Genomic DNA, 22,878 nt, shown 5'->3' on the forward strand with positions numbered 1-22,878 from the left:
CCTTAAAACGCCCCCAAAACGTCCTTAAACGCCCTCGGACCTCACCGGGTGTTCACGTTCACTGCCGTGAACACTTGTCAATACCATCAATAGGCTTATTATCAGCTGTTTATTGTACGCGATACTGACAATGTTATGCCAGACCGGGTAACCTAAACCCGATAGCAGCGGATACCGGCCCCGTGCCTAAGGCCGATGTGGCGTATGAGCGGATAGCGGGGCTACAGCATCCATGTGCAACACTACCGCACATTTTCAGAATATTGATTTTCAATAAATCAGAACTAAACCGCAAACGGCTTGTTAACTTACAAAACAACAGTTATGAAAAATCCATTTAAAAAACACGATAGCAGCGGTAAATTATTAGCAGGTTTGGCCCTTGGGGTAGCTTTTGCAGGTGCAATTGTATACCTGTATATTAAACGTAAAGCAGATATTGATGCTGCCGCTGCTGAACTTAAAGAGCATGCGCAGGATTACCTTAAAGAAAGAGGCAAGGGTGCTAAAAAGATAAAAACCGACGTAAGCGAACTGGCAAACGTTATTCATCACTAAGCGGCAGTAAAGTTTAGAGGTATTTTTATAAATGCCTTGCCTGGTAGTTTCTTGCCCAAAAGCTGATACAGCACAAGGCAATGTTTAGGATTAGCACAGTGTAAAGTATCTGGCTATTATGGGCAATGGCGCCAAGATAGTCTACCAGCGGTAGTTTTTGGGTAACCAGATATGTTATGAGAAAAAATACGATCTCGTAAAGTTTTTTGCCACCGCTAACTATGCCCATACATACGGCCAGCAGCACAATAAAAACAGCGCCCAATAAAATGTTAACTATAGCAAAGCCATTTAATACCAACAAATAGCGTATTATTAAAGGCAGGGCAAGGGTTACCATCAGGGTTACACCTGCAAGGATCTGGGCGGGTAACATGCGTTGTAGTGGTTTGTATGACGACCATGTGAAGTAATGCAAACGGTTGGTTTTCTCTTTTGTGGCCAGCTCACTCAGGCGGGTTACCTGTAAAAACCATAGCACAGGTAAAAGGTAAGTATGCGATATGTTCAGTGGTGCAAACAGCATGCTTACACATAAACCGGCATTAAGCAGCCAAAGCCATTTAGATCCCTTCCTGATCAACAGCATTAGCTCGGTTTTAATAAGCGGGACAATGCTGTAATTTTTTATTATGGCTGGCAACGCCGCCATACTGATTGCGGTAATGGCCGGTGTTATCACTGGTATGTTATCAGCATATTGGGTTGCTTTTTTCTTTTTGTGGGCTATCTGCTTAAAATCGAACCGGTGAAAAAAGAAAGAGGAGATATATACCAGGCTAAATGCAAGTATGATCCATAATAACCGGCTAAACATAAATACAGGTGTCCAGGTAATCCCGTTCCAGGTAAAAGTACGGAAGGCATTATCTTTTTTATGAAAGGTGAAACCCATTGATACGCCGTCTACGTGGGTATGGAACTCGTTATTTACCTGGTTTTGGATGCTCATGGTCATGGTGCGTAAACCAAAAGGATCGGTAACTACAGCTATGGTATCGTTCGTTTCTCCTTTGGTATGCCCCATAATTGCACCAAAAAGAAATACAAAACCAATATATTGCAGTATAGCGCGCTTGCCTAAAAATACCTCACCAACCACCGCTATAGCTGATATGAACAGCAATGCCGGTAAGGCAAGTAATAAAAATGGGACAATAAAATTGCTGATAACAAATGGGTAGCCGCTGCTGCGTAAAAAAAACATGGCAAGGCTTACCACAAACGTGGTACCTGCAATGGTGAGCAAAACCAGAAAGTTGCTTAGCATTTTACTAAGCAGATAACCAAAATTGCTGATAGGGGTTGTTGCTATTATTAAGCCCACTTCGGTATCAACATCTTTTTTGATGCCACCGGTAACCAAAAAGAACCCATACAGCGATAGCATAACAGTAGTCATCATGGCCGACAGGTGGCCTACCCACGCGGAATTATATACCCCTTTAAAGCCCACAATATTTAAGGTGGTGTAATGCGCGCTTGGCGGTGGTACAAAAGAATAAGCCGCATAAATAGTGATAGCCATAGTTATCAGAAATACGTAGCTGCGCGTGCGTTGCAGATAATCGGCCTTAATAATGCTGTAGATGTATTTCAAGGTTAGGCGTTGCTATGGGTTAAAAATAGGTAAGCGTCTTCCAGGGTGGCAGTAAGTGCTGTTGAACCTGCAAGCGGTGTTGTGGTAATATAACGTACCCTTGTTTTATCCTTTTGGCGGTTGGTATCTATAACCAGGTGTTTCGTTTTAAAATCGGGAAGGTGGCTGCTATCTATCAGCGTTTCAAAAACGCGGCCTTCTACACTTTTTATAATATCGGGTTGTATGGCTTTGGCCAGCAAACGGCCGTTTTGCATAATGGCCACCTCATCGGCAATAGTTTCAATATCTGATACAATGTGTGAGGAAAGGATGATGATGCAATCATCGGCCAGGTCTGATACCAGCTGCCTGAAACGTACCCGCTCTTCGGGATCGAGCCCAACGGTGGGCTCATCAAATATTAATATTTTAGGATCGTTAAGCAATGCCTGGGCTATGCCTATCCGCTGTTTCATCCCGCCGGAGTAAGTACCTATCGGTCGTTTGGCATCGGCGGTTAAATTAACCCCTTCCAAAAGCATATCTATGCGCTTACGCAGGTCATTGCCACCCAAACCTTTCAGCGCGGCTATATAAGTTAAAAATTCATAAGCGTTAAGGTTGGGGTAAACGCCAAAGTCCTGTGGTAGATAGCCTAATACTTTACGGATGCGGCCGGGGTTGGCTACAATATCCTCGCCATCTAAAAAAACGGTACCCTGTGTAGGTTTGCTGATGGTTGCAATTATCTTCATCAGGGTAGATTTGCCGGCGCCATTTGGCCCTAATAAACCCAGTATACCTTTATTTATGGTGATGGAGTAATCGGCTAAGCCGGTTTTGTGTTTATTGTATTGCTTGGTAAGGTTGGTAATTACTAAAGCCATTTATGAGAGTTATGACCTTAGGACGCCGGCATGAAAAATAAGTTACATCAATACTTCAAATAAACATCCCCGAGGGTTACCTTACATACCGGGTATGTCTATTTTCTGATCAGCCTGCTATCAAAACCACCCTCGGTAGCGTTGGTTATTACACGGTAAACAGTCCAGTCGTTGGTTTCATATACCTTGCGGAAGTTAACATTGGGGATAGTGTGGCGGATGCTGATAATGTATTTGTTATTGAGCTGTGTATAGCCCGATACTATGTTTTTGGCAGTTGCAACCACCACGTAATCTACATACTTATCAGGCGACTCCAGCGCACTTAAAAAATTGCCCTGATAAGGCATTATCACAGGTTTAATATCGGTGGTAAAAGCTATTATGCCATAAGCAATGGCATCGTCTGCCAATACATGCGCATCTCCGGGTAAGCTGTTCAGATAGTTGGCAACGTCAACATTATCCTGTTGTACTGTATCATCCTTATTTTCAGTTAATACTTTTACAAAGTTACGCTCTTCGGGAACAAGTGAGTTTTTTAAGTAATCCCAACCAAAATAAAGCTGAAATAGTATGGTTACAGCCAGCAATAGTTTAAAGCTTTTGTGATTTTTTACAGTATGCGCTTTGAATATTACGCACAGGTACGCCAGTATCAAAAATATCATGTAATACTGGTAGGCTAAAAATACCTTATCATACTTAATGTGCAAAAACTCGATGAATGCAAAAGGGATCAGTATGGTTAGTACCTGGTAGGTACTTTCCCTAAACAGGTATATGGCAATCAGGATCATGGGGGCAAACAACACCACGCGGGCCGATAGCAGGATAGATGTTTCAGGGATCTGATATTTAGAGTTGGTGGATATCTGGTCAAAACTCAGCTTATCTATCAGCACGTTCCAGGTGGCGTAAGGGCTTTCTGCAAAGTAGTTAAGATCGCTGGCGTGGGTAAGGTTTAGCAGCTTATAACAAAGTACTGCGGCCAATGGCAAACTAAACAGTATAATATAAAGCGCAAAGGTTTTATTAACCAGCTTACGCCTTAACGACGGGCTGTTGAAGCTTAAGAACAGCCTGAAGATAGACTCCTGCTCGCCCAGGTTTAAACTGTGTATGGTGATGGATAATACCAGCGGCAAAAAGAAAAGCGTAAGCCAGATAAACTTGTAATCGCAAAATATAAGGATAACCAAACACAGGCTGGCAATAGATACGTGGAAGGTAGTGTTTGACCGGTAAAACTTAAACAGGTTGAGGAAAAATAAAAAAAAGAAAATGAGTATAAGGTAGATGCTTTTACCCGATGCTGCCGTATAGATAATGCCCGGGTGAAACAGGAAGATGATGAGCAGTAACCAGATGTAACCATCATCATTCAGCCGTTTGGTAATGGTGCTTGCTATTACATAAAACAATACTGCCGTACCCACTGCCGATGCCAGTACCGGTGCCAGCGTTGCGCTAAAACCGGTAAATATAAACGTAGCGTAAAAAGGGATCAAAGGGGCAGTTAGCCCCATAACTTTAAGGCGATTGCCTGTGCCTTCAAAAACAATCTTGGCTTTCTCAATATAAAACAGCGACTCGTGGTTGTAGTAGCCCAGATTATTGAGGTAAATACCACAAACCAGGTAGTATATTACCAGTATAAGGGTAAGTATAGATAAATATATGCCACTGGTTAGCTTCATTATTTTACAACGTTTGTTGGGCTGTTAACTTTACTTAAGCCATGATTTGTTTTTTCCCAGTAGAAGGGTTTTACAATTAACTGGTATAAGCCTTTATATGCCGATATAGAGTGCATTAACCAGTAAATAGGGTTGGCTATGGCAAACAATATCAGTTCATAATAACGGCGCTTAAATACCGCTATCATGTTAATATATATCATCAGTATGTTACCCACCATCAGGTTAAATATCGACATGAACAGCACCCAGTCCGGAAAGAGCGTACGGATGGTAGACAAATCGAAAACTACGTAGCAGATAAAAAAGGTTAACAGCAGCGGGTAAACTAAAAAAGTTATTGGCGTAGCGCCGATAAAGAAGTTAAAGCCCAGGAAACCCTTCCAGCCAATTTCTTTCCAAAGGGCTACCGGGTCGCGCATGTGTACCAGGTAAGTTTGCATATACCCCTTTATCCAGCGCGAGCGCTGGCGGATCCAGTTAAACGGTTCGTTGTTGGCTTCCTCGTAAGTGGTAGAGTTGATGATGGCAATTTTATAACCCTTAGCATAAGCACGTACACCAAGGTCGGCATCTTCGGTTACATTAAACGGATCCCATGCGCCAAGGTCAACCAGCTCATCAAGCTTAAAGTGGTTACTGGTACCACCCAGTGGGATGGGGATATCCAGCGTATCCAGACCGGGCAGCATATAATCAAACCAATACGAGTACTCAAGTGTAAACATACGGGTAAGGAAGTTCTCGTTACGGTTAAAGTAATTTAAGGCACTTTGTATGCAGATATATTCATCTGGCAGTTTGCCAAAAAGCGATACCACTTTCTTTAGCTGATCGGTATCGGGTATATCCTCTGCATCGTAAATGGTGAGGTACTTGCCACGGGCAAAGTGCAGGCCATAGTTACAAGCTTTGGGCTTGGTTTTTGGCATGTGGAAAGGCACTACTATCACCTCAAATATGGCGGGGAAATCAAGATTTTTTACCGCGTTAAAAGTTTTATCGTCATCTTCCTCTATCAATAGTTTTATATCAAGCTTGTGGCGCGGGTAATCTATTGATTGCAGGTTCCAGATCAGCTTTTTTATCAGCTTATCTTCCTTATATACCGGTAGTAATATGGTGTATATCGGTAACTCGTCATCAACAACCAGTTTAAGCTCTTCTTTGGTAACGGCCTGGTGCAGCTCGAAACGGGAGCCTACAAGCGCCAGGAAAAGCTTAAAGATAATGGCTACCAAAAAGAACGAGCTGATGATAACATTAATAATAATGGAGGTGTTTTTGAAACTGAGCACCAGCCCTATGGTAACCAGCGCTATGATAACAAATATGACAATAAGCTGTGTAGTAGAAAAGGTAACCACGGCTGAGCTATCCGGGTCGCGTTTCATGAGCTCAAATACTGCCGATTTTGTGTACTTCTCGCCCAGTAGTTTGTTGCTTAACCAAGTAATATCCAGATCGGAAGCGAGGATGATCTCGGGTTCCATATCATAGGTAAAACGGATAAAATCTATAAACAGGTCGTCATCCGGCGAAGCCATTAAAACCACCACCTTGCCATTTTCTATGCGCAGGGGCATAGCCAGGCGGTCGTGCGCAAAAGTAAGGTCTATCTTATCCAGCACATCCTGGTCGTACGCTTCATCGCGCGGGTGCTCATGGATCTGGTAACCCGCGTTTTGTATAGATCTGTCGTAATTTTTACGTGAGATGTACCCCGAAGTGAGCGCTATCTTGATGTAGGATAAACCCGAGGCAGCTGAGTGTTGCTCAATTGCCTCGCGGTCACCTGCTGTGATAAACCCATCATTAGTTAGCAATTCAGGAATTGATATCCTCATGAAAAAAATACTATATAATTAAAATCTTGCTAAATACACAGGAAACATTAGTCGTTAAACAGCTCCTGCGATTTTTGAACCTTTGAACGTATGTAAAGGAATGATAACAGAATGAGCACCAGTATACCTAATAAAATATACAGGTTATAACTATCCCAGAAACGGGTTAGCGCGCTCTTGGTGTCGATATACTCCAGGTTCTCGCTTGATTTATTTATATTAAACAGGTACTTGTTGTTGTTAACATCGGATATACAAACGTTACTGCTTAGTGTTGAGAGCTGCTCGGTTATTGATTTTGATGCAGCCAGGAACGCTTCAGACAGGTGCTTACCTGTGGCGGTTAATACCAATGTGGCGTTATTGCTTCGGCCGTAAAATATCTGGGCCAACCCGTTCGAGGTGGTGTCTGACAGGGAGTAAACCACTGTATTGTTATCGGTATTATAAAGCCTGAAATTGCGGTTAAACTTAACCGGCGCATCCGGAAACTCATTCAACAGCTTATCATCCTTGGCAAGCAGGGCAATAATATTGTTTTTCTTAAGCTCAGATGGGTTAGCTAACACATCATCAGAGTACATAAACTCGGGGAAATTATTGGCGTTGATGTTATTATTCAGCTCGTAAATGATCTCGCCCATTGCGCCGGCTGCATATTTTGCATATGGTTTTGATACCACTACGCGGGTTGTGCCGCTGTTAAATGCTTCGGGGTATTGATAAAAGCTCAAATCGCTTGTTATGAACGGGTTTTTTGATTCGAGGTATGATTTATCTACATCTATCTCTGAGAAGAAATTGGTGAAGCTGTTTTTACAGTTACCACTGTTAGGGTAAAACCTAAACTCGGCCTCCAGCGTATTATATTTATGGTGCTGGTACCTGTTAATAGTTACCGATGTATTTAGTTTACCGGATGCATCCAGTTTCTCGCTGCTTAATAATAAACCGTTAAGGTAAATGTTAAAGAAGCCGCGGTCGCCCGGGTTTAAGCTGCTGTAGTTTGCAACAATACGTATCTCAACTTCTTTTGGGGTAAAGCTAAAATCGGAGTTTTTAAAATTGAATGCGCTTTTTAACGAACCAATACCCGATAAGAAATCGCTTACACCACCAATTTGCTTTAACGATAATTTTGAGCGGTTCTCATCAATAGTTTTAAAGAAGGTGTTTTGCGCTTTATTAACTAGAAGGTAATCGCCAAAGGTGGAGTTTAGCACGTTCATATTACCTAAAGCGGTTATACTTTTTTCGTAACCGGCATCATCGCCACCGGTAACAAACAGTATCTCGGTAGGTACAGCCTCCTGCGATACGGATTTAACCGGTGTAAACCTGCCATGGTTTTCAACCATGCGGGTTATGGTATCTGTTACGGTAGTTACCGCTTTATGCAGGTACAATAAACCCTGGTTGGTTTGCGGTGTAACTTTTACCAACGCGCGTTTATCATCGCGCAGGGTTGGCATGCTTCCAACCATAATATAGTTGCGCACACTATCAGGTAGTTTGCTTATCTCAAATACGCCTATATTTCTTGTTTGGGTCTTTTTTAATCTCGCGTATGCCCAGGCAACAGCCTTAAGGTCATGCAGGGATGGATTACTGTTATACACAATAGCCGTTTTTGAATCGAAACAGTTACTGATATTGATGTTATTAAAGAAGTTTTTATTGCTTTTTATTAACGAGAGGTAAGAGTAGTTTTTGATCTTCACCCACATGGCGGGGTTATCCAGGTCGCGGCACTGGTCGTCGGTAATGGCCAGCAGGGTTTTAACCTGTATCTTTAGGTAATTATCGGCAGATACATCGGCTTTTGTAAGCGCAATAGTAATGTGCTGGATAGAATCTTTTGTTAAACGGCCGCTATAAACCGGTTTAGTACCCACGAACAAGTTAATGTATGACCTGTCGCGGATCAATGCCTGCGATGGCTCAAAGTAAATAACCAGCTTACTTCCAACTATTTCATATTGCGGGGTAATTTTAAAATAAAAAGAAGTAGCGCCGCTCATGCCAAATACAGGCTCATCATCATTATGGCCCATTGCCTTGAATGAAATAATGGACTGGGCAAACGAAGCTGTACTAAGTACTATTAAAGCCAGGAGTGTAAAAAATCTCTTCATCAGATATAAGCGTTAGTTTATTACGTAAAATTCTACTCTAAAATAATTTCCGTTATCGTCACTGCGGTAAACAAGCTCACCGCCAAGTTCCTTTGTCATTAACAGGGCTATTGAAAGGCCCAGGCCAAGCCTGCTCTCAATGGTGCCCGATGCATCATTAAGCGTTTTTAGCTTGTTGAACATCATATCCAGTTCTTGCTGGCCAATAGCAACACCTTCGTCAATAATTTCGAAAACAAACTTTTGGCGTTGCAAGCTGGTAACAACTTTAATATTGTTGTTTGTTTGCGAAAACTTGATAGCGTTTGAGAGTAAGTTCTGGAAAACCTGCCCAACAAAAACCTTGTCCAGCTTAACATTCAGGGGTAGTTTTAATATATTATCAACCAAATGGATGTTCTTCATCTGGGCGGTTTCAATCAGGCCTTTGTATACGTGCACCACCTCGGCGTTAATATCAAAGATCTCCATGTTGAATTTCATCTCAGGCGATTCTATCTCTTTAACATCCATCAGTTTGTTAAGCATATACTGCATTTTCTCTGCCGATTCTGATATGTAATGGGTGTATTCTTTCTGGTCGGCGCTTAAGCGATAGTCTTCTTCTTTAAGCATGTTATTGCACATTACAATAGAGCCTATAAGGTTTTTAAGGTCGTGGCCAGCAATGTTGATGAAGCTGTTCTTTTGGTCGTCAAGTTTACGCAGTTGCTCGTACTGGCGGTCAATAATGTTGTTCTTTTCGTTAATGTCGTGGTTTTGCTCTTTAAGCTGCTCGTTGCTTTTTTCGATCAGTATCTGTGAGCGTACCTCGCGTGCAATTACCTTATACCGCGCATTGGGGATAAGGCATGATATAAAAGCTACGATGAAGAACATTGAGCCACCGTTGCTTATTACAAGGTCTAAAGTGTAATCACTTAAAAGGTTATAGAATACGGCAAGCAGCAATAACGCTACTAAAGTTTGTACGATAGAATTTATAGGTTCCCAAAAAACCTGCAGGTTAAAGAACAGGATAATGGTGGCAAAAATTAAGTAGTAAGTTGCTTGCTGCTGTATATTTACTACATTACATAAAATGGCCGATGTGGCAGATAACAGGAAAAAACAAATATGGAGCAACGTTCGGTAGTTGTACTTACGTGCCTGGAAAAAGCTATACAAGCCGTATATGATAAGTATTGTAATAATTCTTACAATAAAAAATTGCAGCCATATATTATTAGCGTAAATAAAGTCAACAATACTAAATATGGGATATAGAAATATAATTGTCCAGATTATATTATTTGTTTGATACCAGGCTTTCTTTGATATCTCTTTTTTGTATTCCTCTTTTGAAATTTGAACAAACATTTGTATCCTTAATTATTAATATAAATAAGACCAGTTCTTAATAACCATTAAGATATTGAAAAAAACAGCCTTAACAAACACGTTCCCAAAACTGCCAATAAATCTGCTTATTATAATATTAATTATAATTATGCACTGTGGTAATGCAAAAAGTACTCCAACCCCGCTAACCGTAAGGCAAATTGCCTTTAAGCGCGCGCAAAGCTTAAACAACGGCGTTAGCGTTTCCTGGTTCGAACAGACCTGGAATAAGAACGTTTTAAGGCAAAACCCCCTTACAACTACAGATTTTAAGCTTTTTAAAAAACTTGGTTTCAAAAGTCTTCGCCTCCCTGTAGCATTCGAATACTTTACTGACGCAGGTATCTCGCCTGAGAAAGTATTTGCACAAATTGATGAAGTTTTGAAACAATGTAAGTTATACCGCATAAAGCTCATAATAGATTACCATTATGGTAAATTAAATGATAGTAATTATTTAACCGAAACCCAAAAAGCAATTGCGCTATGGTTAAAATTAACTAAAAGGTACGGTAATGAAAGCTACGATAGCCTGTTTTTTGAACTTTATAATGAACCGCCCCACATGAACCCCAAAGTGTGGAAGGACGCCGCATATAATATAGTTACCGCTATAAGGGGGGCCGACAAGAAGAGGACATTGATAGTAGGCGCATCAAACTTTAATAGTATTTATGAATTGAGCCGCATGGAAAGGCTGGCTGATGAAAATATTATTTATACGTTCCATTTTTATGAGCCGTTCTTTTTTACGCACCAGGGCGCCGATTGGGTAGGCGACCAGGTAGCAACCACGGGTGTGCCTTTCCCTTATAACGCCAAAACCTATCCGCCAATTAACCCTAAAGTGATAGGCACCTGGGGCGAGCATAATTATTATCAGTATAAAAATGATGGCAACGAGCAGTCTGTTCATGATAAACTGCAAATAGTTAAAAACTGGAGCAACAAATACGGCGTACCGGTGTTGTGCGGAGAGTACGGTGTATTTAATAAGTATACAGATGCCGATAGCCGTTGCAGATATATTAAGGCTGTACGCAAAAACCTAAAGGCGATGAATATGCCGGGGATATTATGGGATTATAACACCAATTTTTCGATATTTAATGGGGCGCCGGGTATAAATAATTTAAGCGACTGTATGAAACAGGCAATTGATTACACGGGTTCAAAATAATATTGTAGTTTTAAATGATTAACTTTGCCGACCTAAGATAGTGCTATGAAATTTTTTGAGGAAAAACGTAAGGAAGTAATGGGGCATATAGAGAAGTTCATGCTTGAAAAGATGAGCGAGTATCTAAAGCCTATTGATACCATTTGGCAACCGTCGGACTTTTTGCCGGATGCGTCCAGAGATACGTTTTTCAGTGAGATTAAAGAAATGCAGGAAAGCGCTAAAGGCTTATCATATGACCTTGTTGCTGTACTGATAGGTGATACCATTACCGAAGAAGCCCTGCCTACCTACGAATCGTGGTTAACCATGGTTGAAGGTGTATCTGATAACGAAGAAGGCGGCTGGATGAAATGGACCCGCCACTGGACTGCCGAAGAGAACCGCCACGGCGATCTGTTAAATAAATACCTGTACCTGAGCGGCCGTGTTAACATGCGCGCCATGGAGGTATCTACCCAATACTTAATTGCCGATGGTTTTGATATAGGTACCGGCCACGATCCGTACCGTAACTTTATCTACACATCGTTCCAGGAACTGGCTACCAATGTATCTCACCGCCGTGTGGCTTCGCAAGCTAAAAAGGATGGCGATACGTTGTTATCAAAAATGTGTGGTGTTATTGCCGGTGATGAGGCCCGCCACGCAAAGGCATACAAATACTTTATCCAAAAAATATTTGAGGTTGACCCTAACGAAGCCATGCTGGCCTTTGAGGATATGATGCGCAAAAAGATTGTAATGCCGGCGCATTTCCTGCGCGAAATTGGTTTAAAGATTGGCCAAACATTTGGTCACTTTACCGACGCGGCAGAACGCCTGGGTATTTATACCGCTATAGACTATGTTGATATATTAAAAGAACTAATAGAAGACTGGCACATTGCAAGCGTGGTAGACCTGAAAGAAGACGGCGAAAAAGCACGTGATTATATCATGAACCTGCCAGGCCGTTTAATTCGCGTTGCCGAACGTATGAAAAACCCAATGCTGGAATATAAGTTCAGCTGGATCTACGGATAAGCATGTTTGAATAATATTAATGAAACCACAAGGAGATGATCTTTGTGGTTTTTTTGCTTTAGCAGTATTGTCAGTCTGAGCTTGTCGAAGACTTATACGCCCGTGCATAATGGCTAATGGTTCGACAGGCTCACCATGACAATGTTCTACTTGTCCTTATTAAAGCCAAATCCCGGCGTTTTATACCCATCAGGCTTATAGTTATCTGGTATTTGTATGCCATTACCATCGCGCAGCGAAGTAAAGTGCGGCGACATGATCTCTACCCCGGCCTCGTTAAATTTATCCTGAATATTGCGGTTTAATGCAGAATAGGTAATAGCCATAATGCCCGGGTTATTGGTGTACGCATTTACCTGGTAGCTCACGTTAAAATCGTTCAGCGCGGTTTGTAATACAAAAGGTTTGGGCTCGGGTAAGATGCCTTCGGTAGCTTCGGCCGCATTAATTAGTAGCTGTTGTATTTGTTGCCAGGGGGCGTCGTACCCAATAGTAATGGTTGTGTTTAATATTAGCCCGGCAGTTTTAGCGGTTGATGAATAGTTAATGGTATGCCCGCCTAAAATTGTTGCGTTAGGGATGGTAATATCTTCGTTTTTAATGGTGCGCAAACGGGTAACCAGTATGTTTTTTTCTATAACTGTACCCATTATGTCACCAACCTTAACCACATCACCAAGTTTAAATGGCCGCATATAAGTAAGTACCAGGCCCGATACCATATTAGATATAGCAGATGACGAACCAAACGAAAACAGGATACCTAAAAATACCGTAACACCCTGAAATATCTTAGAATCGGACCCGGGCAGATAAGGGAATATCACCACAAACATAAAAGCGTAAAGTATCACTCTTATTATATTGTAAGTAGGCATTGCCCAATCCGGGTAAAAATTTTTGATGGTGAACGCACCGTTCTTTATTTCGGTGGCAATAAAGCCAATCAATTTTACAATATACCGGGTTACCATATAAATAACCAATACCGTTAGCAGGTTGGGGATGTACCGTAAAAACGCGAGCGCAATACTTTTTAGTGGGTTGATAACGTAGCCCAATAGTTGAGTGGCGATGGGCTTTGTCCACGGGAAGATGTAAAACAGTACCGGCAGGGCAAGGTATACCAGCAGGATAATAACAGCAAATTTTACTGCCCGCAACAGCGTATTTACAAAAGGCAGCAGCCGGTTTACATAATTTGCCGGTGCGCCTTTTTGTGCAAGAGCTTCCACCCGCTGGTTCCAACTGCCGATGATGCGCTTGCTTAGCCAGCCAAACGCGCGGTTAACCAGCCATATCAAAAGTATAAGCAGGGCAAATACCAATATAGCTTCGCCTACCTGTATGGCCAACTCTTTAAGGTTATAGCTTTCGGTAGCGGTTTTAAGGCGTTGTTTTAAAAGGGCATAGTAGTTATCTGCAAGGGCTTTGCGGCTTAGCTCGCTAAATTTGCTGTCTTGTTCATTTATGGCAAAAACAACTTCGGCCTTATAGGTTATAACAGATAGTGTGCTATCGTGGGTCAGTTTCAGCGAATCGGCAACAAAATCAAGCCGGCTTATCAATCCGTTTATCCTTTTGGTTACCACCTGTGCCCGTTCGGCGGGCGTAAAAAGCCCCTGGCCGGTGTAAAATGCAAAAAGGGTATCCTTATTAATAATAACCGGGTACCCTGTTGCAGTTACAGGCTTTTGCGCTTTAACCGGGTTAAGGGCTATACAAAGGCATATAAATAGCACATAAAATTTAGGCATAGCAGGTTTTTATGCTAAAGCTAAATATTATATTTAAGTATAAATAGTAAAAAGATCAACCTTCCTGCACCAGATCGGTGCCCAGGCCGTTGGACAGATCATCAAACAAACTGTTCAGTATTGATTCTAAGGTGATGGCGTTCACATCATCTACATAATGTTCGTTGCGGGTAATCCATAGTTCATCATCCTGCACAGTAATAGTAAACAAGGCGCCTTCATATAATTGCGGGTAGCTTATCTCTATACCGGTTGGCGTATTGGCTATATTAAAGCTGATATCGCTTTGCCTTTGCTCCTGAAAGATGGGGTTCAACCTTTCTTGCAGGTGGGTGTAAAGCTCGTTAATGTTAACCGGTTTATGCAGGGTGATGATCTTCATGGCTTATGTGTTTGATATATTTACAATTGGGTTACCCGTATTGTTTAACACACATTTTTATTTAAGCTTTTAAAACAGGAGTTTTGCTTACAGCGTTTATTATAAAACTACCACTATGAAATATAAATTACTGGGCCGGTCGGGCCTTAAAGTATCCGAGCTTTGTTTAGGCACTATGGGTTTTGGCACCGAAGGCGGGTGGGGAGCAGATGCTGCCACCAGCTTCGAGATAATGGATGCCTACGCCAATGCAGGCGGCAATTTTCTGGATACCGCTAATATATACAAACTGGGCACCAGCGAGAAGATCATAGGCGATTACCTTTCAACGCAGGACCGCGACTATTTTGTACTGGCTACCAAATACACCTTAAAGGATAACATTACCAACCCCAATGCCAGCGGCAACAGCCGTAAAAACATGATGCGCAGCGTGGAGGAAAGCCTGAAGCGTTTAAAGACCGATTTTATAGATGTGCTATACCTTCACATTTGGGATGATATTACCCCGATAGATGAAGTGCTGCGCGGGCTGGATGACCTGATAAAACAAGGCAAAGTAACCTATGCCGCCATAAGTGATACCCCTGCATGGGTAGTAGCCAAAGGCAATACCCTTGCCGAGTTAATGGGCTGGAGCCAATTCATAGCTCTGCAGGTAGAATACAGCCTGCTTGCCCGTACTGCCGAACGCGAGCTGATCCCGATGGCCAAACATTTTGGGATGACGGTTACTCCATGGGCGCCATTGGCAGGCGGCGCATTAACAGGTAAATACCTTAAAGGCGACAAAGGCCGTATAAAAGCCGACAGCAAACGCCTGGATGCCCGCGCCGAGAGCATCACCAAAGTGGTAATGGAAATTGCGCAAGAGCTTGGCGTATCTGAAAGCCATGTTGCCCTGCAATGGACCATGAGCAAAGGTTTCAGCTGCATCCCAATTGTAGGTGCCACCAAGATAGACCAGCTAAATGATAATCTTAAAACGGTAGATGTAACCCTTGAGCCATCGCATATTGCCAAACTGGACGAAGCCAGCAAAATTGAGTTAGGCTTCCCCGGCGATTTCTTTAACGAGGAAGCTGTGAAGGTTAATTCGTTCGGCGGGTTTTATGATAGGGTAGAGAAGAGGTGGTAATATATATAGGTCTCATAATATACCACGCGTCTTTGCGAGGAGCGATAGCGATGTGGCAATCTTCGATATGCTTGTCACCGACCTTCTATCGAATAGTGTCATGCTAAGCTCGCAAAATGGGTTGGCCGTAGAGACGCGATACTTCGCGTCTCTTTATATTTAGAATGTTGCGTTAGGGATTGCAGCGGATACCGGCCCCGCGCCTAAGGCCTGTGCAGTATGAGCGAAAAGCCCGGGCCGCAGGTAACGCCATAACATTTACCTCCTGGGTTAATATACAAAATCAACATAATATCTCTTTAAATATTACAGCCTTTGCCTTTCCAACCCTCTCATAATATTATAAATAACTACCTTTAATAACCAGTTTAACCACCTAATTAACCCACCATACCAAACCTTAAACAATCTCCCTAATAATTCCTCAAAAACCATTTGTTAATTAAACAATTAAGCCTATCTTTGCAGTCCCGTAATTACGGGGTAAAGTATACGTTTAATAAATTTAATTAAAAGCAAGTGAATACGTTAAGTTACAAAACTGTCTCAGCCAACAAGAAAACCGTTAATAAAGAATGGGTTGTTGTTGATGCAAACAATGAGATTTTGGGGCGCTTGTGTACTAAGATCGCGATGATGATCAGAGGTAAACACAAGCCAGGGTTCACCCCACACGTAGACTGCGGCGATAATGTAATTGTTATCAATGCAGACAAGGTTAGACTGACCGGAAACAAATTCAGCGAAAAGCAGTATGTTTCTTACACCGGTTACCCGGGTGGTCAGCGTTTCATTTCTCCAAAAGAGTTAATGGCAAAGCATCCTGAGCGTGTGATTGAAAAAGCCGTACGTGGTATGTTACCTAAAAATCGTTTAGGCCGTGCTATTTATGGTAACCTGCATGTTTACGCAGGTGCAGAGCATCCTCATGCAGCTCAAAATCCAACAACCATTTAATTTTTAATCACAAGGAGAAAAGAAAATGCCAACAACTAACACTTCAGGCAGAAGAAAAACCGCTGTGGCCCGTATCTATTTGAACGAAGGCAGTGGCGTAATTACCGTAAACGGTAAAGATTACAAAGAGTACTTCCCTACCTTACCATTACAATACATCGTTATGCAATCAACAGAAGTTTCTGGCTCTGCCGGTAAATTTGATGTTAAAGTAAACGTTGCAGGTGGTGGTGTTAAAGGCCAGGCAGAAGCCGTTCGTTTAGCTATTGCGAAAGCTATTGTTGAACTGGATCCGGAGAAAAAACCAGCTCTACGCGCTAAAGGTTTAATGACACGTGATGACCGTATGGTTGAGCGTAAGAAACCAGGACGTAAGAAAGCACGTAAGAAATTCCAATTCAGTAAACGATAATTTAAGGAGGACACAAACAATGGCAAGAACAACATATCAGGACTTACTGGATGCAGGTGTACACTTTGGTCACCTTACCCGCAAATGGGATCCGAAAATGTCACAGTACATTTTCATGGAGCGTAACGGTATCCACATTATAGATTTAAACAAAACCTTATCAAAGGTTGAGGAAGCTGCTGCAGCAATAAAACAAATTGTAAAATCAGGTCGTAAAGTATTATTCGTAGCTACAAAGAAACAAGCGAAAGATATCGTAGCTGAATATGCAAAAGGCGTAAACATGCCTTATATCACCGAGCGTTGGTTGGGTGGTATGTTAACCAACTTTGCTACCGTACGTAAGTCGATCAAAAAGATGTCAAACATCGATAAATTGACTAAAGACGGTACTTACAGCAACCTTTCAAAGAAAGAGCGTTTAATGATACAGCGCGAGCGTATCAAATTAGAAACCTTGTTAGGTGGTATTGCGGACCTTAACCGTTTACCTGCTGCATTGTTCCTGATCGACGTTAAGAAAGAGCACATCGCGGTATCTGAAGCTTTAAAGCTTAACATACCAACATTTGCAATGGTTGATACAAACTCTGATCCTTCAAACATCGATTTCCCTATCCCGGCGAATGACGATGCTACCAAATCAATTTCATTGATCACCGGTATTATCATCAAAGCTATTGAAGAAGGTTTAGATGAGCGCAAACGCGAAAAAGAAGACGAAACTGAAAAAGAAGCAGCTGCTGCTAAAGCAAAAGCTGATGCTCCTGAAGTAGCTGACCGCTCTGAAGGTGGCAAACGTAAAAGGACTGCAGAAGTAACCGCTGAGGCTACTGAAACTGAAGCTCCTGCTGCTGATTCAACAGAAGAGTAATAATATTTAGTCGTAAGTCTTGAGCCTGCAGTCTTAAGTGACTTCAGACTTATGACTTGCGACTTTTAACATAATAAAAAAACTAAAAACATGTCTACAGTACAAATATCTGCATCAGATGTAAACAAACTGCGCCAGCAAACAGGTGCGGGCATGATGGATTGCAAAAAAGCTTTAACAGAAACCAACGGTGATTTTGAAGCTGCTATTGATTTTTTAAGAAAAAAAGGCGCTAAAGTTGCTGCCAGCCGTCAGGATCGTGAATCAAACGAAGGTGCTGTTATTGCACGTACTTCTGAAGATTTCAAAACCGGTGTTATCATCGAACTTAACTGCGAAACTGATTTCGTAGCTAAAAACGCTGAGTTTATTGCTTTTGCTAACGAAATTGCGAATACAGCTGTTCAGAATAAACCAGCTTCAATCGAAGAACTTTACAACTTAGAGATCGACGTTGAAAATTCACGTGTTAAAATTGGTGATGCTATCATCGATAAAACAGGTAAAATCGGCGAAAAGATCGGCGTATCTAAATACGAAGTGATTGAAGGCGATAAAGTTGTTGCTTATATACACGGTAACTACCGTTTAGGTGTATTGGTTGGTTTAAGCAAAGCTGTTGCCGGTGCTGACGAAGCGGGTAAAGACGTTGCAATGCAAATTGCAGCTATGAACCCTGTTGCTATTGATAAAGATGGCGTTGACGCTACTACTATTGAGCGTGAGATGGAAATTGCAAAAGACCAGATCCGCGCAGAAGGTAAACCGGAAGCAATGGTTGAAAAAATTGCTGCAGGTAAACTGAACAAATTCTACAAAGATTCTACCTTATTAAACCAGGAGTTTGTTAAAGACTCTTCTAAAACTGTTGCTCAGTTCTTAGATACGGTTGATAAAGGCCTAACCGTTACCGCATTTAAGCGGGTAGCTTTAGGAGCTTAATTATACTATCCCCCTCGTTATTAACGAGGGGGATTTTTTTTGCCCTTTTCTTTTAAAGGATTTAGAGGCGCAATACTTTGCGTCTTTTTGTACGACGTAACATTGCGTAAATCATATTTGGACACTATGATAACAGCACTTCATAACCTCACCATCATCTCGGGCGGTAGCCTTACCGCGGGTAAAGCCGTTTTAATAGATGGCAGCCAGATCAAAGCTATTGTTGATGAAACAGCCATCCCTGCTAATGCGGAGAAGAAAGATCTTAATGGCGCTTATCTTGCCCCGGGCTTTATCGATTTGCAGATCTACGGTAGTGGTGGTAAACTATTTGCCGGCAAGCCCGAAGTAGCCGCACTGAAGCGTATGGAGGATGACCTGCTTAACCAGGGCACTACAGGCTTTTTTGCAACCATTGGTACAAACACCAATGACATTGTTGAAAAGGGCATAGCCGCAGCTAAAGAGTACCGCAAAACCGCAAGGGGTAACTTTTGGGGCGTGCATCTGGAAGGGCCGTATCTTAACCCTGCCAAAAAAGGGGCACACCCGGCAAACCTGATCAAAAAAGCCACCCTTGCCGAAGTTAAAAGTTGGGTAGAACAGGCAGATGGTGTAATCACCATGATAACCATAGCACCCGAATTGCAGGACCAGGAAGTGATAGATTACCTGCACGCGCAGGGTATCATTATATCATCGGGCCATAGTAATGCTACTTACGAGCAGGGTAAAAGCTTTTTAAACAAGCCTATACCGGCCGTTACACACTTGTTTAACGCCATGCCCCAGATGCATCACCGCGAACCGGGTTATATCCCCGCAATATTTGAGGAAAAGCCATACACCAGCATTGTTGCCGATGGTAACCATGTAGACTGGCCGATGATCAGGTTAGCAAAACGCGAACTTGGGGATAAACTGTTCCTGATAACGGACGCGGTTACCGCTGCTACCGAAGGTACTTACCAGCACCGGCTGGAAGGTGATAAATATGTAATGCCCGACGGAACGCTTTCAGGCTCGAGTCTTACTATGCTTAAGGCAGTGCAAAATTGCGTAGACAAGGTGGGGATTGGCCTGGCCGAAGCTGTGAACATGGCATCGCTTTACCCGGCACAACTGGCATCTAAAATAAAAAAGGGCAAAATTGAAGCTGGCTTTGATACCGACCTCATTATTTTTAACAAACAATACGAAACCCTGGCAACCATATTGCAGGGTAATTATTTAACGAAGGCGTTATAAAATTTTAACAATACCATTTATTATCTATTTTTGATAAATCTTCCTTATAAATGAAATACAAAAGAGTATTACTAAAGCTTAGCGGCGAATCCCTGATGGGCGAACATCAGTATGGTATTGATAATAACCAGGTTCTGCAATACGCGCACGACATCAAGAACGTAAAAGACCAGGGCATAGAAATAGCTATTGTTGTTGGTGGCGGTAACATTTTTAGAGGGTTAAGTGCCGAAAAAAGCGGTATGGAACGCGCCCAGGCCGATTATATGGGTATGCTGGCAACCGTTATTAACTGTATGGCCCTGCAAAACGCGTTGGAAAGCATCGGTGTAGAAACCCGCTTACAATCGGCCATTAAAATGGAGCAGATCTGCGAACCTTACATCCGTCGCCGTGCCATGCACCACTTAGAGGTTGGTAAAATTGTCATCTTCGGCGCCGGTACCGGTAACCCGTATTTTACTACTGATACCGCAGCATCGTTACGGGCTATAGAGATAAAAGCTGATGTTGTGTTGAAAGGTACCCGTGTGGATGGCATCTACACCGCCGACCCGGAGAAAGACCCATCAGCAACCCGTTATGACGAGATCAGTTTCCAGGAAGTTTATGACAAAGGCCTTAACGTAATGGACATGACTGCCATTACCCTTTGCCAGGAAAACAAACTGCCTATCATCGTATTTGATATGAACAAAGAAGGCAATTTTATGAAGATTGCCAAAGGCGAGCCAATAGGTACGCTGGTGAAATAATAAAAAACCCAATAAGAAAGCCCTGCTGATTTCAGCAGGGCTTTCTTTATTTAAAAATCCGTCATTGCAGGAGCGTAGCGACGTGGCAATCTTCGACATATTTGTTGCCGACTTTTCTATCGAAGATTGCCACGCTATCGCTCGCAATTACGCGCAAAGGAGAAACGTAGCGCTTACTTACGCATCCACCGTATGCTTTTCGCCAATTTGCTGCCTCCACATGGCGTAGTACAGGCCTTTCTGCTCTATCAGGTCAAAGTGCTTGCCCGATTCTATGATATTGCCTTTCTCCAATACATAAATGCGATCTGCATGCATAATGGTTGATAAGCGGTGAGCTATCAGTATGGTGATATGGTCGTCTAATACTGATACGTCGCGGATGGTATCGGTTATCTCTTCTTCGGTGATCGAATCAAGTGAAGACGTAGCCTCATCAAATACCAGTATATCCGGATTGCGTAATAATGCGCGAGCAATAGATAAACGTTGCTTTTCGCCGCCCGATACCTTTACACCGCCCTCACCAATTACAGTATCTAAGCCTTTATCCGCACGGGCAAGCAGTGTTTGGCAGGCTGCGCGTTGTAATACGTTCATACAATCCTCGTCGGTTGCGGTTGGGTTAACAAACAACAGGTTTTCGCGAATAGTGCCCGAGAATAACTGCGTATCCTGCGTAACAAAACCTATTTTCTCGCGTAGCTGATCAAGGTCAATGTCTTTGCTCAGAATGCTATTGTACAATACATCGCCCTGTAGCGGCTGATATAAACCAACCAGCAATTTAACCAATGTAGTTTTACCCGAGCCCGATGGCCCAACGAACGCGATAGTTTCGCCGCTGTTAGCTTTAAAGTTGATATTATTTAGTGCATTACGGTTAGCGGTTAAGTGTTTAAAGCTCACATCACTGAAAGTAAGGGTGCTCACTTTCTCTAACAGCACAGGTTTTTCGGGTTTTTTATCAATAGGGATGCTTAGGATGTTTTTGAAATTAGCTAACGAAACCTCGGCCTCGCGCCAGCTTAGTATCACGTTACCGAGCTCCTGTAAGGGGTTGAACAGGAAGAACGAGTAGAACAAAAAGCTAAAATATTGCCCCGGTGATATGGTTTGCTTAAATATCAGCATCAGTAAAACCACCACCATAACACTGCGTACAAAGTTTACAGTAGTGCCTTGTACAAAACTCATGCTACGCACATATTTCACCTTTTTTAATTCCAGATCCAGGATCTTGTAGGTGGTAGTATTCAGGCGTTTTATCTCCTGTTTGGCCAGGCCAAGGCTTTTTATCAGTTCAATATTCCTTAATGATTCGGTAGTTGAACCTGCCAGCGCGGTGGTTTCGGCTACGATGTTTTTCTGGATCCGTTTAATCTTACGGCTCATGGCCATGCTTACAAAGGTAATAACCGGGATAGCAGCAAAATAAACAAGCGTTACCTGGTAACTTACCGTGGCCGAGTAAACGATAACGAATACCATACCTATGAGGCTTACAAATAATATACTGATAAAGGAGGTGATGAATTTTTCGCAATCTAAACGCACCTTTTGCAATATGCCCAGGGTTTCGCCGCTGCGCTGGTCTTCGAATACCTGGTAGGGGAGTTCAAGGGAATGCTTAAGCCCGTCAGCATACATTTCTGCACCCACTTTTTGGGTGATGATGTTGGTGAAATAATCCTGGAAATTTTTTGCTATACGCGATACCATGGCCACGCCAATAGCAAGCCCTACAAGCTTAAGCACGCCGAACATATACTCGTCATGACTGAGAACTTTATATTTCTCGATAAAGTTATCTACAATGCGGCCGGTGATGTAAGGGTCGAGCAGGGAGAAACCGATGTTGGTAGCCGCTAAAAACAGCGCCAAAATTACCACCCAGCGGTGTTTGGATAAATAAGATAATAATATTTTCATGTTGTAACACAAAAATAAAAAAAGGGAATGGCTAAGCAGCTCATTCCCTTTAATTTGACAATACGGTTAAATTGCGCTTTGTTGTATAAGGTGATATTTAACCACAGAGTGGATGGAGTTTCACAGAGTTCCGCAGAGCCAGAGTTGTTTATTATAACGTATGTCATAGTGAGCTTGTCGGGCCAT

General features: G+C 42.4%; 19 protein-coding genes. 10 read left to right on the forward strand and 9 right to left on the reverse strand.

Annotated elements, in window-relative coordinates; all coding sequences use genetic code 11:
• Positions 1-324 precede the first annotated feature (324 nt).
• Positions 325-558: a hypothetical protein gene (locus IDJ75_RS16700; RefSeq protein WP_191176792.1), complete on the forward strand. Its 234-nt coding sequence runs from the start codon at positions 325-327 to the stop codon at positions 556-558.
• A gap of 25 nt (positions 559-583) precedes the next feature.
• Here IDJ75_RS16700 and IDJ75_RS16705 read toward each other — a convergent pair whose 3' ends face one another.
• The 6 genes from IDJ75_RS16705 to IDJ75_RS16730 all read right to left on the reverse strand — a co-directional run bounded on the left by IDJ75_RS16705 (position 584) and on the right by IDJ75_RS16730 (position 10,068).
• A complete protein-coding gene (locus tag IDJ75_RS16705; RefSeq protein WP_191176793.1) occupies positions 584-2,158 on the reverse strand; it encodes a hypothetical protein in 1,575 nt (524 codons plus the stop codon).
• A gap of 2 nt (positions 2,159-2,160) precedes the next feature.
• Positions 2,161-3,027: an ABC transporter ATP-binding protein gene (locus IDJ75_RS16710; RefSeq protein WP_191176794.1), complete on the reverse strand. Its 867-nt coding sequence runs from the start codon at positions 3,025-3,027 to the stop codon at positions 2,161-2,163.
• A 98-nt stretch (positions 3,028-3,125) separates the two neighbouring features.
• Complete coding sequence (locus tag IDJ75_RS16715; RefSeq protein ID WP_191176795.1) at positions 3,126-4,727, reverse strand: hypothetical protein; 1,602 nt, start codon at positions 4,725-4,727, stop codon at positions 3,126-3,128.
• Positions 4,727-6,574 carry a glycosyltransferase family 2 protein gene (locus IDJ75_RS16720; RefSeq protein WP_191176796.1) on the reverse strand — a complete coding sequence of 616 codons (1,848 nt, stop codon included), beginning with the start codon at positions 6,572-6,574 and terminating at the stop codon, positions 4,727-4,729. The genes IDJ75_RS16715 and IDJ75_RS16720 overlap by 1 nt, the downstream gene beginning before the upstream one ends.
• Positions 6,575-6,621: 47 nt before the next feature.
• On the reverse strand, positions 6,622-8,709 hold the full coding sequence (locus IDJ75_RS16725) for a cellulose biosynthesis cyclic di-GMP-binding regulatory protein BcsB (protein ID WP_191176797.1): 2,088 nt from the start codon (positions 8,707-8,709) through the stop codon (positions 6,622-6,624).
• A 12-nt stretch (positions 8,710-8,721) separates the two neighbouring features.
• Positions 8,722-10,068 (reverse strand): sensor histidine kinase, encoded by a 1,347-nt coding sequence (locus tag IDJ75_RS16730; protein WP_191176798.1) that lies wholly within the window; start codon positions 10,066-10,068, stop codon positions 8,722-8,724.
• 55 nt (positions 10,069-10,123) lie between these two features.
• On the opposite strand from IDJ75_RS16730, the gene IDJ75_RS16735 reads away from it, so the two are divergent.
• Positions 10,124-11,269: a glycoside hydrolase family 5 protein gene (locus tag IDJ75_RS16735; protein WP_191176799.1), complete on the forward strand. Its 1,146-nt coding sequence runs from the start codon at positions 10,124-10,126 to the stop codon at positions 11,267-11,269.
• 45 nt (positions 11,270-11,314) lie between these two features.
• Positions 11,315-12,295, forward strand: a complete 981-nt coding sequence (locus IDJ75_RS16740) for an acyl-ACP desaturase (protein ID WP_191176800.1) — start codon at positions 11,315-11,317, stop codon at positions 12,293-12,295.
• A 146-nt stretch (positions 12,296-12,441) separates the two neighbouring features.
• Here IDJ75_RS16740 and IDJ75_RS16745 read toward each other — a convergent pair whose 3' ends face one another.
• Together IDJ75_RS16745 and IDJ75_RS16750 are read right to left on the reverse strand one after the other, a co-directional pair.
• Positions 12,442-14,052 (reverse strand): mechanosensitive ion channel family protein, encoded by a 1,611-nt coding sequence (locus IDJ75_RS16745; protein ID WP_191176801.1) that lies wholly within the window; start codon positions 14,050-14,052, stop codon positions 12,442-12,444.
• A 55-nt stretch (positions 14,053-14,107) separates the two neighbouring features.
• Entirely contained in the window at positions 14,108-14,434 is a 327-nt protein-coding gene (locus IDJ75_RS16750; protein ID WP_191176802.1) for a hypothetical protein, read from the reverse strand.
• A 115-nt stretch (positions 14,435-14,549) separates the two neighbouring features.
• On the opposite strand from IDJ75_RS16750, the gene IDJ75_RS16755 reads away from it, so the two are divergent.
• The 7 genes from IDJ75_RS16755 (at position 14,550) to pyrH (ending at position 20,760) form a co-directional block, all read left to right on the forward strand.
• Positions 14,550-15,572, forward strand: a complete 1,023-nt coding sequence (locus IDJ75_RS16755; RefSeq protein WP_191176803.1) for an aldo/keto reductase — start codon at positions 14,550-14,552, stop codon at positions 15,570-15,572.
• A gap of 519 nt (positions 15,573-16,091) precedes the next feature.
• Complete coding sequence (rplM, locus tag IDJ75_RS16760; protein ID WP_191176804.1) at positions 16,092-16,529, forward strand: 50S ribosomal protein L13; 438 nt, start codon at positions 16,092-16,094, stop codon at positions 16,527-16,529.
• A gap of 25 nt (positions 16,530-16,554) precedes the next feature.
• Positions 16,555-16,941, forward strand: a complete 387-nt coding sequence (gene rpsI, locus IDJ75_RS16765) for a 30S ribosomal protein S9 (protein ID WP_191176805.1) — start codon at positions 16,555-16,557, stop codon at positions 16,939-16,941.
• Between the two features lie 19 nt (positions 16,942-16,960).
• Positions 16,961-17,815 carry a 30S ribosomal protein S2 gene (gene rpsB, locus IDJ75_RS16770; RefSeq protein ID WP_191176806.1) on the forward strand — a complete coding sequence of 285 codons (855 nt, stop codon included), beginning with the start codon at positions 16,961-16,963 and terminating at the stop codon, positions 17,813-17,815.
• A 90-nt stretch (positions 17,816-17,905) separates the two neighbouring features.
• Entirely contained in the window at positions 17,906-18,757 is an 852-nt protein-coding gene (gene tsf, locus IDJ75_RS16775; protein WP_191176807.1) for a translation elongation factor Ts, read from the forward strand.
• Positions 18,758-18,883: 126 nt separating this feature from the next.
• Positions 18,884-20,005 carry an N-acetylglucosamine-6-phosphate deacetylase gene (gene nagA / locus IDJ75_RS16780; RefSeq protein ID WP_191176808.1) on the forward strand — a complete coding sequence of 374 codons (1,122 nt, stop codon included), beginning with the start codon at positions 18,884-18,886 and terminating at the stop codon, positions 20,003-20,005.
• 50 nt (positions 20,006-20,055) lie between these two features.
• Positions 20,056-20,760: a UMP kinase gene (gene pyrH, locus IDJ75_RS16785; RefSeq protein WP_191176809.1), complete on the forward strand. Its 705-nt coding sequence runs from the start codon at positions 20,056-20,058 to the stop codon at positions 20,758-20,760.
• 177 nt (positions 20,761-20,937) lie between these two features.
• Here pyrH and IDJ75_RS16790 read toward each other — a convergent pair whose 3' ends face one another.
• Positions 20,938-22,692 (reverse strand): ABC transporter ATP-binding protein, encoded by a 1,755-nt coding sequence (locus IDJ75_RS16790; RefSeq protein WP_191176810.1) that lies wholly within the window; start codon positions 22,690-22,692, stop codon positions 20,938-20,940.
• Positions 22,693-22,878 lie beyond the last annotated feature (186 nt).

It is taken from the genome of Mucilaginibacter rigui (genome assembly GCF_014773275.1).
Lineage (GTDB): Bacteria > Bacteroidota > Bacteroidia > Sphingobacteriales > Sphingobacteriaceae > Mucilaginibacter > Mucilaginibacter rigui_A.

Coding starts and splice junctions, on each gene's coding strand:
- IDJ75_RS16755 (WP_191176803.1), top strand. CDS start 14,550: ATGAAATATAAATTACTGGGCCGGTCGGGCCTTAAAGTATCCGAGCTT.
- IDJ75_RS16745 (WP_191176801.1), bottom strand. CDS start 14,052: ATGCCTAAATTTTATGTGCTATTTATATGCCTTTGTATAGCCCTTAAC.
- IDJ75_RS16725 (WP_191176797.1), bottom strand. CDS start 8,709: ATGAAGAGATTTTTTACACTCCTGGCTTTAATAGTACTTAGTACAGCT.
- IDJ75_RS16710 (WP_191176794.1), bottom strand. CDS start 3,027: ATGGCTTTAGTAATTACCAACCTTACCAAGCAATACAATAAACACAAA.
- nagA (WP_191176808.1), top strand. CDS start 18,884: ATGATAACAGCACTTCATAACCTCACCATCATCTCGGGCGGTAGCCTT.
- tsf (WP_191176807.1), top strand. CDS start 17,906: ATGTCTACAGTACAAATATCTGCATCAGATGTAAACAAACTGCGCCAG.
- IDJ75_RS16730 (WP_191176798.1), bottom strand. CDS start 10,068: ATGTTTGTTCAAATTTCAAAAGAGGAATACAAAAAAGAGATATCAAAG.
- pyrH (WP_191176809.1), top strand. CDS start 20,056: ATGAAATACAAAAGAGTATTACTAAAGCTTAGCGGCGAATCCCTGATG.
- rpsB (WP_191176806.1), top strand. CDS start 16,961: ATGGCAAGAACAACATATCAGGACTTACTGGATGCAGGTGTACACTTT.
- IDJ75_RS16750 (WP_191176802.1), bottom strand. CDS start 14,434: ATGAAGATCATCACCCTGCATAAACCGGTTAACATTAACGAGCTTTAC.
- IDJ75_RS16790 (WP_191176810.1), bottom strand. CDS start 22,692: ATGAAAATATTATTATCTTATTTATCCAAACACCGCTGGGTGGTAATT.
- IDJ75_RS16740 (WP_191176800.1), top strand. CDS start 11,315: ATGAAATTTTTTGAGGAAAAACGTAAGGAAGTAATGGGGCATATAGAG.
- IDJ75_RS16700 (WP_191176792.1), top strand. CDS start 325: ATGAAAAATCCATTTAAAAAACACGATAGCAGCGGTAAATTATTAGCA.
- IDJ75_RS16720 (WP_191176796.1), bottom strand. CDS start 6,574: ATGAGGATATCAATTCCTGAATTGCTAACTAATGATGGGTTTATCACA.
- IDJ75_RS16715 (WP_191176795.1), bottom strand. CDS start 4,727: ATGAAGCTAACCAGTGGCATATATTTATCTATACTTACCCTTATACTG.
- rpsI (WP_191176805.1), top strand. CDS start 16,555: ATGCCAACAACTAACACTTCAGGCAGAAGAAAAACCGCTGTGGCCCGT.